Source organism: Pseudomonas tremae (assembly GCF_001401155.1).
GTDB classification, from domain to species: Bacteria; Pseudomonadota; Gammaproteobacteria; order Pseudomonadales; family Pseudomonadaceae; genus Aquipseudomonas; species Aquipseudomonas tremae.
On record NZ_LJRO01000157.1, the window covers coordinates 25831 to 39673 of the forward strand.

General features: G+C 59.5%; 11 protein-coding genes. 7 read left to right on the forward strand and 4 right to left on the reverse strand.

The window, feature by feature from the left end; genetic code table 11:
• The first annotated feature begins 20 nt into the window (after positions 1-20).
• The 7 genes from pqqF (at position 21) to ALO43_RS11530 (ending at position 7560) form a co-directional block, all read left to right on the forward strand.
• On the forward strand, positions 21-2351 hold the full coding sequence (pqqF, locus tag ALO43_RS11505) for a pyrroloquinoline quinone biosynthesis protein PqqF (RefSeq protein ID WP_054997534.1): 2331 nt from the start codon (positions 21-23) through the stop codon (positions 2349-2351).
• Positions 2352-2486: 135 nt separating this feature from the next.
• Positions 2487-2561, forward strand: coding sequence for a pyrroloquinoline quinone precursor peptide PqqA (gene pqqA, locus ALO43_RS28710; protein ID WP_003422658.1), 75 nt, complete (start codon positions 2487-2489; stop codon positions 2559-2561).
• A gap of 85 nt (positions 2562-2646) precedes the next feature.
• The gene (gene pqqB / locus ALO43_RS11510) at positions 2647-3558 is read left to right on the forward strand and encodes a pyrroloquinoline quinone biosynthesis protein PqqB (RefSeq protein WP_054997535.1); all 912 of its coding nucleotides are present in this window, start codon (positions 2647-2649) and stop codon (positions 3556-3558) included.
• 8 nt (positions 3559-3566) lie between these two features.
• Positions 3567-4322, forward strand: a complete 756-nt coding sequence (gene pqqC, locus ALO43_RS11515) for a pyrroloquinoline-quinone synthase PqqC (protein WP_024689714.1) — start codon at positions 3567-3569, stop codon at positions 4320-4322.
• A complete protein-coding gene (gene pqqD, locus ALO43_RS11520; protein ID WP_005896508.1) occupies positions 4319-4603 on the forward strand; it encodes a pyrroloquinoline quinone biosynthesis peptide chaperone PqqD in 285 nt (94 codons plus the stop codon). Before pqqC ends, pqqD begins: the two co-directional genes overlap by 4 nt.
• Positions 4596-5765: a pyrroloquinoline quinone biosynthesis protein PqqE gene (pqqE, locus tag ALO43_RS11525; protein ID WP_054997536.1), complete on the forward strand. Its 1170-nt coding sequence runs from the start codon at positions 4596-4598 to the stop codon at positions 5763-5765. Before pqqD ends, pqqE begins: the two co-directional genes overlap by 8 nt.
• On the forward strand, positions 5728-7560 hold the full coding sequence (locus ALO43_RS11530) for a S9 family peptidase (RefSeq protein ID WP_054997537.1): 1833 nt from the start codon (positions 5728-5730) through the stop codon (positions 7558-7560). Before pqqE ends, ALO43_RS11530 begins: the two co-directional genes overlap by 38 nt.
• Before the next feature lie 42 nt (positions 7561-7602).
• On the opposite strand, the gene ALO43_RS28715 is transcribed toward ALO43_RS11530, so the two are convergent.
• The 4 genes from ALO43_RS28715 to ALO43_RS11545 form a co-directional block, all read right to left on the reverse strand.
• Positions 7603-7764, reverse strand: a complete 162-nt coding sequence (locus ALO43_RS28715; protein ID WP_002555565.1) for a YqaE/Pmp3 family membrane protein — start codon at positions 7762-7764, stop codon at positions 7603-7605.
• A gap of 391 nt (positions 7765-8155) precedes the next feature.
• Positions 8156-9934: an acyl-CoA dehydrogenase C-terminal domain-containing protein gene (locus tag ALO43_RS11535; RefSeq protein WP_054997538.1), complete on the reverse strand. Its 1779-nt coding sequence runs from the start codon at positions 9932-9934 to the stop codon at positions 8156-8158.
• Between the two features lie 168 nt (positions 9935-10102).
• Entirely contained in the window at positions 10103-11401 is a 1299-nt protein-coding gene (locus ALO43_RS11540; RefSeq protein ID WP_054997539.1) for a GGDEF domain-containing protein, read from the reverse strand.
• 319 nt (positions 11402-11720) lie between these two features.
• Positions 11721-13526 carry a phenylacyl-CoA dehydrogenase gene (locus tag ALO43_RS11545; protein WP_005896496.1) on the reverse strand — a complete coding sequence of 602 codons (1806 nt, stop codon included), beginning with the start codon at positions 13524-13526 and terminating at the stop codon, positions 11721-11723.
• Positions 13527-13843 lie beyond the last annotated feature (317 nt).

Consider the following 13843-nt stretch of genomic DNA (forward strand, 5'->3'; position numbering starts at 1 on the left):
ACGCTTTTCCGGACCTTCTCATGCCTGCCCCCAACCCCGCTGACATAAGACGCCTAACGCTGGCCAACGGCCTGAACGTGGTGCTGTGTCATGAGGCGCGGCTCAAGCGCAGTGCGGCTTCGTTGCGTGTGGCGGTCGGCAGCCACGATGTGCCACAAGCGTGGCCGGGGCTGGCGCACTTTCTGGAACACCTGCTCTTCCTCGGCACCGAGCGTTTTCCGCAGAGGGAAAACCTGATGACGTTCGTGCAGCGACACGGCGGGCAGGTCAACGCCAGCACCCGCGAGCGCACTACCGATTTCTTCTTCGAGCTGCCGCAATCATGCTTTGCCCAAGGCCTGGAGCGCCTGTGTGACATGCTTACCAAGCCGCGCATGGCGATGGCTGATCAGCGCCGCGAGCGCGAAGTGCTGCACGCAGAGTTCATCGCCTGGGTGGGTGATGCCGAAGCACGCGGTCAAATAAACCTGCTGTCGACGCTCAACCCTCAACATCCTTTGCGCGGCTTTCATGCCGGCAATCGCTACAGCCTGTCGGTCCCCAACCCCGCATTTCAGCGCGCCCTCAAGGATTTTTTCCAGCGCTTTTATCAGGCCGGGCAGATGACCTTGTGCCTGAGCGGGCCGCAATCTGTGGATGAACTGGAGGCGCTGGCACGAACCTGCGGCGCAATGTTCGCGAGCGGCGAACAGGCACCTCGACTGCCGCCGCCGACGTTGATCGCCCCTTCGGCGAACCCTCGACAGGTCGAAGTTGAAAAGCATCTGCTGTTTGCCTGCGAGGCTCTGCCGGACAAGGCTGACGAGGCAGCTGCGTTCCTCTGCCATTGGCTGAACGCCGCACAAGAGGGCGGGCTGGGCGCCGAACTGGTCAAACGAGGTCTGGCTGACTCACTAAGTGCCACTGCGTTGTATCAGTTCGGTGACCAACTCTTACTCGACATCGAGTTCAAGGGCGCTGAGGCAGACGCCGCTGCCCGCAACGCGCTGTTTTTCAGCTGGCTTGAATTCTTCAGCGCCCACTGGCCTGCATTGGTCGAGGAATATCAAAGCGTTCAGCAGCGGCGTCTGCAAACAGGCAGTGCATTGGCGCTGGCGCATCATTACTGCCGCGAAACCCCTTGCCGGCTGAGCGAGCAAGGCGCGGCAGCCTTGAGCGTATTGCTGGACCAACTCAGCGCCACTGCGCAGGTCAACATGGCGGTGCTGGAAAGCCTGAAAGATGCAGCGCTGCGGTGGCAACTGCCGACACCCAACCCATTCCTCGGGCCAACGCCAAACGACAATGCCGAGGCCGCGGTTTACCTGCGTTGGACGTTGCCGTCCCCGCAGCCTGCGCTGTGGCGAATGCTCGATGCCCGGCTAAAACGACTGACCGAGGACGCACGACAAGCCGGTGTGCTTTTGACATTCAGCGCTTACGGCTCCTTTTGGCAGCTCCAGCTCAACGGGTTGCGGGAACCAATGGCGGCGGTAATCGAACACTGCCTGCGCCGACTGCATCCTTTAGACGACGAGACGCTGGCTTCGGCAAAGCAATACGAGGAGCCCGCACAGATTCCGATTCGCCAGTTGCTCAAGCGACTTGCCGATCATTACCTGACCAGCGACACAGCGCAGCCGGCACACGACCTCAAAACCATCTGGGCACACTCACGCTGGATCAGTTTCGTCAGCGGGTTCTGCCCGTCCAGCCTGCCGCCGGTGAACGTCGAGCTGAGTAACGCGCCAGGCAGTCGTCAAGATGGGTCAGTGGCGTTGCCAGCCGTCACCGCCGGCAAGCGCTGGGTCGCCGAGGCATGCCCCTCGCCCGAAGCCGCGGTGCTGGTGTTCTGCCCTGCACCAACGGCGTCCATTGAAGATGAAGCCGCATGGCGCCTGCTTGCGCACCTGCTGCAAGCCCCGTTCTATCAGCGATTGCGGGTCGAATTGCAGCTGGGCTACGCCGTGTTCAGTAGCGTCAGGCAGATCGCGGGAAGGACTGGATTGCTGTTCGGTGTACAGTCGCCCACCTGCAGCGCCGAACAGCTTGTTCAGCACATAGAAGCCTTCATCGATGAGCTGCCGGAGCTGATTCGCAGCATCGACCTGCCTGCGCAGATCCAGGCTCTGTCAGCGCAATTCGACTCATCGAGCATGCCCGACCAGCAGCAGGCAGACATGCAATGGCACGCATGCCTCGCCGAGCATGAGGGCGATCACCTGAGCGCATTGCAAAGTGCGCTGTCAAATCTGGATACACACTTGTTGCTGGCTGCCGCAAAACAATTGAAACACGCTGTCGGCGGCTGGCTCATTGTGGCCAACAGCCCTGTTTCCGAGGTCGTTGCTCGATCCTTACCTGAACAGTAAGGGTCTTTGGTGAATATTCCGGCCCTGCTTAATTGTGAAAATGAGTAAGATAGCTCCCTAAGCATCTGAACGTATGGCGTCAGCCACGCACTAAGATGTAGTCACACACCGCCGCACTTATCCGAGGAGATTTTTATGTCGTGGACTAAACCTGCTTACACTGATCTGCGTATCGGTTTCGAAGTCACCATGTACTTCGCAAGCCGTTGATTTCAGTGCGCTGTGAAGCCTCGGTTCGCCGGGGCTTTTTTTATGGTTATGGCTGTTTTTTATTTTTGTGTACCAGGGAGCTGCCATGTACATCCAGATTCTAGGTTCCGCTGCGGGCGGCGGGTTCCCCCAATGGAACTGCAACTGCGTCAATTGCGCAGGTTTCCGCGACGGTAGCCTGCGGGCACAGGCGCGGACCCAGTCGTCCATTGCGCTGTCCGACGACGGCGTGAACTGGGTGCTGTGCAATGCCTCCCCTGACATTCGTGCGCAACTGCAGGGCTTTGCGCCCATGCAACCTGGACGAGCGCTGCGCGATACCGGCATCAGCGCCATCGTGCTGATGGACAGCCAGATCGATCACACCACTGGCCTGCTCAGCCTGCGCGAGGGCTGTCCGCATCAGGTGTGGTGTACCGAAATGGTGCACGAGGACCTGAGCACCGGTTTCCCGTTGTTCGAGATGCTCAAGCACTGGAACGGCGGCCTGGACTGGAACCGCATCGAGCTGCACGGCAGCTTCGTGATCCCGGCCTGCCCGAACCTGCGCTTCACGCCCTTCCCGCTGCGCAGCGCCGCGCCACCCTATTCGCCGCACCGTTTCGACCCGCATCCAGGCGATAACATCGGCTTGCTGGTCGAAGACACGCGCACTGGCGGCAAGCTGTTCTACGCACCGGGGCTAGGCAAGGTCGACGAAGCGCTGGCCGAAAAAATGCGCGACGCAGACTGCCTGCTGGTCGACGGCACGATGTGGGACGACGATGAAATGCAACGCCGTGGCGTCGGCACGCGCACAGGCCGGGAGATGGGCCATCTGGCGCAGAGCGGCCCTGGCGGCATGCTCGAAGTGCTGGAAGGCTTCCCGCAGCAGCGCAAGGTGCTTATCCACATCAACAACACCAACCCGATTCTCGACGAAGACTCCCCACAGCGCGCCGAACTGGTTCGTCGCAACGTCGAAGTCGCCTACGACGGCATGAGCATCGAGCTTTAGGAACCGACATGAGCCAGACGACTGCACTGTCCCCTGCTGAATTCGAACAGGCCCTGCGTGCCAAAGGCGCGTATTACCACATTTATCACCCGTTTCATGTGGCGATGTACGAAGGCCGCGCCACCCGTGAGCAGATTCAGGGCTGGGTTGCCAACCGCTTCTACTATCAGGTGAACATCCCGCTCAAGGACGCAGCGATTCTGGCCAACTGCCCGGATCGCGAGATTCGTCGCGAGTGGATTCAGCGCCTGCTCGATCACGACGGCGCCCCCGGTGAAGATGGTGGCATCGAAGCCTGGCTGCGCCTCGGTGAGGCCGTCGGCCTGGACCCGGATCAATTGCGCTCTCAAGAGCTGGTGCTGCCAGGCGTGCGCTTTGCCGTCGATGCCTACGTGAACTTCGCCCGCCGCGCCAACTGGCAGGAGGCCGCCAGCAGCTCGCTGACCGAACTGTTCGCGCCGCAGATCCACCAGTCGCGACTGGACAGCTGGCCGCAGCATTACCCGTGGATTGATCCGACAGGCTATGAATATTTCCGCACCCGCCTGGGTCAGGCCCGGCGCGATGTGGAACATGGCCTCGCCATCACGTTACAGCACTACACTACCTATGAAGGCCAGCAGCGCATGCTGGAAATCCTGCAGTTCAAACTCGACATTCTGTGGAGCATGCTCGATGCCATGTCCATGGCCTACGAATTGAATCGCCCGCCGTATCACAGCGTCACAGACCAAAGGGTCTGGCATAAGGGGATTACGCCATGAAGCACGATCCGGCTTTTCGAGCCCTTACTCCGAAGTGGCACCAAGGCTATCGTTTTCAGTACGAGCCGGCGCAAAAAGCGCATGTGGTGCTTTATCCGGAAGGCATGATCAAGCTCAATGAAAGCGCGGCGCTGATCGCCGGGCTGATCGATGGACAGCGAACGACCGCCGTCATCATTGATGAGCTTCATCAGCAATTCCCCAATGTCCCCGAGCTGGGAATGGACGTCGACGAGTTCATGGAAGGCGCCAGAAAGAAAAACTGGATCGATCTTGTCTGACATCGTGCCTGTGATGAACAGCCCCTACATACCGCCCACGCCCGAGGTCGGCCTGCCGCTGTGGCTGCTCGCCGAGCTGACCTATCGCTGCCCGCTGCAATGCCCGTATTGCTCCAACCCGCTGGACTTCGCAAAACAGGGCCAGGAGTTGACCACCGAGCAGTGGTTCAAGGTCATGCAGGAAGCACGCGAAATGGGCGCGGCGCAAATCGGCTTTTCCGGGGGCGAGCCGCTGGTGCGTCAGGACCTTGCCGAGCTGATCGCCGAAGCCCGACGTCTGGGTTTCTATACCAATCTGATCACCTCGGGCATCGGCCTCACAGAAGAAAAGATCATCGCTTTCAAGGAGGCTGGCCTGGACCATATCCAGATCAGCTTTCAGGCCAGTGACGAGCAGGTGAACAACATGCTCGCCGGCTCGAAGAAAGCCTTCGCCCAGAAGCTGGAAATGGCCAAGGCAGTGAAAAAGCACGGCTACCCGATGGTCCTGAACTTCGTGACCCACCGGCACAACATCGACCGGATCGACAAAATAATCGAGCTGTGTCTGGCACTGGAGGCTGACTTCGTCGAACTGGCGACCTGTCAGTTTTACGGCTGGGCGCATTTGAACCGTGTCGGCCTGCTGCCGACCAGGGATCAACTGGTACGCGCTGAAGCGGTCACTAACCAATACCGTGACCAACTGGCTGCGCAAAACCATCCGTGCAAGCTGATCTTCGTCACCCCCGACTATTACGAAGAGCGTCCCAAAGCCTGCATGAACGGCTGGGGCAATATTTTCCTGACCGTGACGCCAGATGGCACCGCCCTGCCGTGTCATGGCGCGCGGCAGATGCCGATCCAGTTTCCCAATGTGCGCGATCACAGCATGCAGCACATCTGGTACGACTCGTTCGGCTTCAACCGCTTTCGCGGCTACGACTGGATGCCCGAGCCATGCCGCTCGTGCGACGAGAAGGAAAAGGACTTCGGCGGCTGTCGCTGCCAGGCCTTCATGCTGACCGGGGATGCTGCCAATGCCGACCCGGTGTGCAGCAAATCCTATCACCACGGGATCATCACTCAGGCTCGCGACGAGTCGGAAACCGCTACTCAAACCATTGAAGAGCTGGCCTTTCGCAATGACCGAAACTCACGACTCATCGCAAAATCCTCTTGAACCCCTGACCGCTGCTCAAGCGGTTGCAGCGGGTATCGACTTCGCCGAACTGGACGTCAGTTCGGCCGGTCTGTTCTGGAACGAATATCGCCCCGAAGACGGCGCCAGCCGCATCTGGCACTGGTACGCGAACAGCAAACGCTGCCTGACGCCACAAGGCTTCAGCGTTCGCAGCCGGGTCTACGAATATGGCGGCGGCTCGTTCTGCCTGGCTGACGACACCGTTGTGTTCGTCAATGAACGCGATCAGCAGCTGTATCGACAGGCGCTGGACGCGAGCGAGCCGGTGGCGCTGACCCAGGGCGACAAGCGCTACGGCGGCCTGTTCTTCGGCAACGGGCAGATCCTCGCCGTCGAAGAAGACCACAACACCCACCGATTGGTCGCCATTGACCTCGCTGACGGGCAGCGTCATTTGCTGGCCGAGGGCGCTGACTTCTACTCGTCACCGCTCATAAGCGCCGATGGCCAGCGCCTGGCCTGGGTCGAATGGCAGCGCCCGCACCAGCCGTGGACCCGTACCCGACTGATGTGCGCAGAGAAGCAGGACGACGGCCACTGGGCCAGCCCCTTGTGTGTCGCTGGTGAAGGCGCTGAAGAGTCCTTGCAGCAGCCACGCTTTGATGCGCAAGGCCACCTGCATTGCCTGACTGACCGTGCCGGCTTCTGGCAGCCGTGGAGCGAGTCGCCTTCAGGATTTACAGCGTTGCCTGCCGTGTCGGCCGATCATGCTTCCGCGCCTTGGCAACTGGGCAGCTGCACTTGGCTGCCGATCAACGAAGGTTATCTGGCCAGTTGGGCGCAGGACGGCTCTTGGGTATTGGGGCTGTGTGAGGCTGACGGTTCATACGCTGATTTCAGCGCCGGCTACAGCCGCTTCCGCAGCCTGGCCGTGGACGAAGAGTTCATTTATTGCATTGCCGCTTCGGCGCTCAGCACATCGGCGGTGCTGGCCATATCGCGTAGCGATGCCAGCGTGCAGGTTCTCGCGGGGGGTGGGTCTCCCTTGCCTGCCGAACAGATCAGTCACCCGCAAGCGCTGCGCTACCCCAGCGGCGGTTCTGAAGCTTACGGTTACTTTTACCCAGCCATGAACGGCGTCGAACATCCCCCGCTGGTGGTGTTCATCCACGGCGGCCCTACTTCGGCCTGTTACCCGGTGCTGGACCCACGCATTCAGTACTGGGCACATCGCGGTTTCGCCGTTGCAGACCTGAACTACCGCGGCAGCAGTGGCTATGGCCGTGACTATCGGCAGAGCCTGCACCTGAACTGGGGGGTGGCCGATGTGGAAGATGCCTGCGCAGTGGTCGCACACCTTGCCGAACGTGGCTTGATCGACCCGCAGAAGGCATTCATACGCGGCGGCAGCGCGGGCGGTTACACAACCCTGTGCGCACTGGCCTTTCGGGATGTGTTTCGTGCCGGGGCAAGCCTTTACGGGGTCAGCGACCCTGTGGCACTGGCCAAGGCCACGCATAAGTTCGAGGGTGATTACCTGGACTGGCTGATTGGCGATCCGGAAAAGGACATCGAGCGCTATGAAGCCCGCACACCGTTGTTACACGCGGACAACATCAGTGCGCCCGTCATTTTCTTTCAAGGCGAACTGGATGCGGTGGTTGTACCGGAGCAGACCCGAGCCATGCTCAAGGCCTTGCAGGACAATGGCTTGAAGGCTGAGGGGCATTTTTATCCTGACGAGCATCATGGTTTCCGCAAGGCGACTAACCTGGCAGATGCGCTGGAGAAGGAATGGAAGTTTTACCGGGATGTACTTGATGGAGCCGATTGATCGCTCCTGCTGAAGGAACGATCAACCCATGCGCCGGGGGTGTTATTTACGCGAGACGATGATGTAGATCGCGTGGATGATGCCCGGGATGTAACCCAGCAGGGTCAGCAGGATATTCAGCCAGAAAGCGCCAGCAAAGCCGACCTGCATGAACACGCCGACCGGCGGCAGCAGAATGGCGAAGATTATACGAATGATGTCCATGAAATGCTCCTGAGTGATTGGCTCTAAATGGCCATACAGCTAATCGACCCTGGCCATCGGTGAGGGTTCAACCGGCTCTGGCAAGACGCCATTGTTTTCAGGAGTGTTTTACTGCGATCAGCCCTGTGTATACCCAATGGCTGTAAAAGAAGCCTGCGCCAGCCTATAAAACGCAGACAAAGAAAACCCCGCCGAAGCGAGGTTTTCCAGACTGTTTCCCTGATTTCCTTTTCACCCCACCGTCCTGGCAGGCTTCCCTACGTGTCCCTGTTATGTCTTGTTGCGCGTCCTGCGCTACGTCCATGAACAAAGATTAACTTTGGATCCCTTTCGTGGGAAGAGGCTAATTGGCGACACGTAGTGTAAGCAAATGCTTACACTCATTTCTCAGTCAGAATTGTGATGCTTCCAGCAGAAACAGGGACTCGCTGCCTGCGCGTACCGATGCATCGAGCGAATGAATACGCGGCAGCAGGCGCGCAAAATAGAAGCGTGCGGTGCCCAGTTTGCTCGCGTAAAACGCTTCCTGCTGTTCTTTACCCAAGGCTGCCTTGGCCATCATTGCCCACATGTAGGCCAAGGCGGTGTAGCCGAACAGATGCAGGTATTCGACAGACGCGGCGCCGATTTCATTGGGGTTACTGCGCGAGCGGTCCAGCACCCAGGCGGTCAGCTCGTCCAGCATGTTCAGCGCAGACGTCAAAGGCCGGACAAACTCGCCAAGCGAGCTCTCGGAACTATCGATGAACTGACGCACTTCATCCGAGAAGACCTGATAGAACGCGCCGTTCGACCCGACAATCTTGCGACCGACCAAGTCCAGCGCCTGGATGCCGTTGGTGCCTTCGTAGATCTGCGTGATGCGCACATCGCGCACCAGTTGCTCCTGCCCCCACTCCCGAATATAACCGTGACCGCCGAATACCTGCTGGCCGTGGACCGTGGTTTCCAGGCCGATATCGCTCAAAAAGGCTTTGGCGACCGGAGTCAGCAGCGCCACCAGATCGTCGGCACGCTTGCGCGCAACTTCGTCCGGGCTGAACTTGGCGATATCCAGTTGCAGGGCAACATAGCTGGAGAACGCCCGACCACCTTCGTTGAACGCCTTCATCGTCAGCAGCATGCGTCGCACATCCGGGTGGACGATGATCGGGTCAGCAGCTTTTTCCTTGTTTTGCGCGCCGGTCGGCGCACGGCTCTGCAGGCGATCAAGGGCGTATTCGACAGCGTTCTGATAAGACTGCACGCCAGACGCCAGGCCTTGAATGCCCACACCGAGACGCTCGTAATTCATCATGGTGAACATTGCCGCCAGGCCCTTGTTGGGCTCACCGATCAGGTAACCGACGGCGTCGTCGAAGTTCATCACGCAGGTCGCAGACGCCTGAATACCCATCTTGTGTTCGATGGAGCCACAACTGACGGTGTTGCGCGAACCGACGCTGCCATCGTCACCCACCATGAACTTGGGCACCAGAAACAACGAGATACCTTTAGGGCCAGCCGGAGCGTCAGGCAGCTTGGCCAGCACGAGATGGATGATGTTCTCGGTCAGGTCGTGTTCACCACCTGTAATGAAAATCTTGCTGCCGGTGATCGTGTAGGTGCCGTCCGCTTGTGGCTCGGCTCTGGTGCGGATCATGCCGAGGTCTGTGCCTGCATGTGCCTCGGTCAGGCACATGGAGCCGGCCCAGGCGCCCGAATACATGTTGGGCAGGAATTTGGCCTTGAGTGCTTCGGTGGCATGGGTGTCGATCGACACGCACGCCCCGGAGGTCAACATCGCGTACAGACCAAAGGCAAGACTGGCGGAGTTGATCATTTCCTCGACCTGAGCCGAGACCACCTTGGGCATGCCCATGCCGCCGAACGCGGGGTTTCCGCCAACGCCGACCCAGCCACCTTCGGCATAGGTCCGATAGGCTTGCGGATACCCCGCCGGCGTAGTCACGACGGTGTCATTCCAGTGACAGCCCTCCTCGTCGCCGTTGCGGCTCAGCGGGGCAATGGTCTTGCTGGTGACTTTGCCGGCTTCTTCGAGAATGGCGTCGACCGTTTCCGCGTCGACTGATTCAGCCAGCTCGGGCAGCTGTGCCCAGAGTCTGGAGACCTCGAACACTTCATTGAGGACGAAGCGCATATCGCGCAGTGGCGCTTTGTAGTCAGCCATGGCAAACCTCGTGAACACGTAACGAGAAACAGTGGGAGGCTGGTCGATGCGTGCAAATACGACGATCAGCTACCGGGTTTCACGAGTCTACCCGAACAACATTTCAGACACATAGGGTCGTGTCATGACTCGATGGTCATAACAGGTCACGGCTTTATAAGGTGTTGATCAGTTCGTTGCACTCGGAGTACGCACGGCGCCACGTCGATTCAGGTGTTCATGGGAGACGACACAGTTGCGCCCCGCCCCCTTGGCCGCGTAAAGCGCCTGGTCAGCGCATTTGAGCACCTCTTCAGGCGTGCGATGTTCGGGTTGGCGTTCGGCAACACCGATACTGACCGTTACCGACACACTGCCTGCCTGAGCACCGTTGCGTCGCTGGCGGCCTTGCTGATCGTCCTGAGGACGGCTGTCCTTGTTGCGCAACTGGATCTCGTAAGTGGCAATGGCTTCGCGAATGGCTTCCAGGTGCGGCAGGCACTCCTCAATGGTTTTGGCCGCAAAGACAATGGCGAACTCTTCCCCGCCATAGCGATAGGCCTTGCCGCCGCCATTGGTGATTTTCGACAGTTTGCTGGCCACCAGCCGCAGCACCTGATCTCCTACATCGTGACCATGTGTGTCGTTGAATTTCTTGAAGTGATCGACGTCGCTCATTGCCAGAACATAATTGCGCCCCAGACGCTGCATGCGCTCATTGAGTGCCCGACGGCCTGGCAGCCCTGTGAGTTCGTCGCGAAAGGCCATCTGGTAAGCCTCGTGAGCGACGGCAGCAGCAATCATCAGCATGACCTGACTGCAAAGAATATTCAGCGTGAACGGCAGAATGAAGGTTTTGGGCAGCGCCCAGAACAGCCCCAGCAGACCGACGATCTGCGCGGCGTGCAGCGGTCGCGGTTTTTCCAGGTACTGCCAGATCAGCACCGCGAACGACATTAGAAACATCGCGTAGGACAACTGGATCAGACTCATCCACGAGCCATGCAATGCAGGCCAGCGGATGTCCGCCAGCCAGGCTTGCAGTTCGACCGGATAACTTTGCTCAAGCCCCACTGCCACGCCGCCCAGGGCCACCATTACCGCGAGACGCGCGACCATGTCCTGAAACAGATGAGTGCGTTCCTCCCACGCCGCGTAAAGCCCGAACAGCACCGGCAACAGCAGGCACACCAGATGGAAGATGACTGCGGCATCGTCACGGACCTTGCCGTTGTCGCGGTAGAAGTCGGTCTGGGTATCAAGCAGGTAATAGGCGATGTAGACGGTGAGCATCAGGAACAGCTCGCGCTGCCGACGATAGACACAGCAATACGCACCGCCCAACAGCAAAACCAGAGTGGGCAGCACATTGAACAGAGAGGTGAAGAAGACGTTCAGGTCCTTTACATACGCAGCCGCAAGCCCCGCCACCAGCAATGCCAGTGAGGGCAGAAAATGACTCAGGCGTGCAGCTGATGGACGCAACAAAAAAACAATCTCCTGCCCAAGGACGAATCGATGTCATTGTGCCTTCATCCGGCGAACAATGCATTCAGCAGGATCAACAAACGAGCTACTTCTGTAACGGCAGGAGAGTGGAAATGTTTATTGCGTGATCCTCTAACGCGCTTCTTGGCGCTCTACCGCCGCACCTCTGCGCCGCACCACAACTCAAGACCGCACGCAGAGCGTTCCCACGCAGGAGCCCGAAGAACGAGTTCGCTGAGTCGCATTAGCCGCTACAAACGCAGCCCAAAAAAAAGCCGCCTGATCAGCGATCAGGCGGCTTGGTTGACTGACGGAGGGCTCAGTAAGCCAGACCGAAGTCTTCTTCCTTCATGTCCATCAGGTTACCGGCGCCCGACAGGATGGCGGCAACGTGGGTACGGGTGCGCGGCAGGATGCGCTGGAAGTAGAAGCGTGCAGTCTGGATCTTGGCGCGGTAGAACGCCTCGTCCGACGTACCGGCTGCGAGCTTCTCAGCGGCCAGACGCGCCATGTCGGCCCAGAAGTACGCCAGGCAGGCATAGCCGGAATACATGATGTAATCCACCGAAGCAGCGCCCACTTCTTCACGGTCCTTCATTGCAGCCATGCCCACTTTCAGAGTCAGGTCGCCCCACTCCTTGTTCAGCGCAGCCAACGGGGTGACGAATTCCTGAACGGCTTCGTTGCCTTCATTGCCCTGGCAGAACTTGTGTACGATTTTGGTGAAACCCTTCAGTGCTTCGCCTTGGGTCATCAGCACCTTGCGGCCCAGCAAATCGAGTGCCTGGATACCCGTGGTGCCTTCGTACAGCATCGAAATACGGCTGTCGCGAACGTTCTGTTCCATGCCCCACTCGGCGATGAAGCCGTGACCACCGTAGATCTGCACGCCATGGTTGGCGGCTTCAAAGCCCACTTCAGTCATGAATGCCTTGGCAATCGGCGTCATGAACGCCAGCAGCGCGTCGGCGGCTTTCTTCTGCTCGGGGTCTTCGCTGTACTTGACGATGTCGACCTGCTTGGCGGTGAAGTACACCATCGCGCGGGTGCCTTCGGCGAAGGCTTTCATGGTCAGCAGCATGCGCCGCACGTCAGGGTGGACGATGATCGGGTCAGCCGACTTTTCCGGCGCTTTCGGGCCGGTCAGGGAGCGCATCTGCAGACGGTCACGGGCGTATTTCAGGCCGCCCTGAAAAGCCACTTCGGCATGCGCCAGGCCTTGCAATGCGGTGCCCAGACGCGCGGTGTTCATGAACGTGAACATGCAGTTCAGGCCCTTGTTCGGCGGGCCGATCAGGTAGCCGGTAGCACCGTCGAAGTTCATCACGCAGGTTGCGTTGCCGTGGATGCCCATCTTGTGTTCGATCGAACCGCAATTGACTGCGTTGCGCTCGCCGATGCCGCCATCGGCAGCCGAGATGAACTTGGGCACGATGAACAGGGAAATGCCTTTGGTGCCTGCAGGCGCATCCGGCAGACGAGCCAGCACGATGTGGACGATGTTATCGGCCATGTCGTGCTCACCGGCGGAAATGAAGATCTTGGTGCCGGTGACCTTATAGGTGCCGTCCGCCTGTGGCTCGGCCCTGGTGCGCAACATGCCCAGGTCGGTGCCGCAATGCGACTCGGTCAGGCACATGGTGCCGGTCCATTCGCCGGACACCAGCTTGGTCAGGTAGGCCTCCTGCTGCTCGGGGGTGCCGTGCTCGGAGATCGTGTTCATCGCGCCATGAGAAAGCCCCGGGTACATGCCCCACGACCAGTTGGCTTCGCCGACCATCTCGCTGACTGCAAGACCGAGAGACTCCGGCAGACCCTGGCCACCGTGCGCCAGATCGTGTGCCAGACTCGGCCAGCCGCCCTCGACAAACTGCTTGTAGGCCTGCTTGAAACCGGACGGCGTCTTCACGCCCGACTCGCTCCAGGTGCAGCCTTCGGTATCACCCACGCGGTTCAGCGGGGCCAGCACCTGCTCACAGAACTTGGCGCCCTCTTCAAGAATGGCGTCGACCATGTCCGGCGTGGCGTCGTGGCAAGCGGGCAGACTTTGATAGTGCGCTTCATAACCGAGCAGCTCGTCGCGGACGAAACGAATATCACGCAAGGGGGCCTTGTAGTCAGGCATAGCGATAAACCTCTGCTGATGAATCCTGGAACGAATGACCGGACGGTCGCCGAGAACAGAGCCTCAAGCACCAGACAATCTCGCATGCCTTGCGGTCAAACAGGTGTTTGAAACATACGTTTACGCCTAAACCTTGTCAATAGCGAACCACGCACCATTCGTCCAAGGCATTGACCGACCGCGCAGGCACAGGCATGCAGCGCAGAAAAAAGCGTAACGAGAGGTTAGTTGGGGCGAAGAGAACAGCGCGGGCGATACAGCGTAGTGATAGCGGGGGATTCAGCCGATGACGCCGCGCGGTGTAGGTACCACGCGGG

Coding starts and splice junctions, on each gene's coding strand:
- pqqF (WP_054997534.1), top strand. CDS start 21: ATGCCTGCCCCCAACCCCGCTGACATAAGACGCCTAACGCTGGCCAAC.
- pqqD (WP_005896508.1), top strand. CDS start 4,319: ATGAAGCACGATCCGGCTTTTCGAGCCCTTACTCCGAAGTGGCACCAA.
- ALO43_RS11530 (WP_054997537.1), top strand. CDS start 5,728: ATGACCGAAACTCACGACTCATCGCAAAATCCTCTTGAACCCCTGACC.
- ALO43_RS11545 (WP_005896496.1), bottom strand. CDS start 13,526: ATGCCTGACTACAAGGCCCCCTTGCGTGATATTCGTTTCGTCCGCGAC.
- ALO43_RS11535 (WP_054997538.1), bottom strand. CDS start 9,934: ATGGCTGACTACAAAGCGCCACTGCGCGATATGCGCTTCGTCCTCAAT.
- ALO43_RS28715 (WP_002555565.1), bottom strand. CDS start 7,764: ATGGACATCATTCGTATAATCTTCGCCATTCTGCTGCCGCCGGTCGGC.
- pqqB (WP_054997535.1), top strand. CDS start 2,647: ATGTACATCCAGATTCTAGGTTCCGCTGCGGGCGGCGGGTTCCCCCAA.
- pqqC (WP_024689714.1), top strand. CDS start 3,567: ATGAGCCAGACGACTGCACTGTCCCCTGCTGAATTCGAACAGGCCCTG.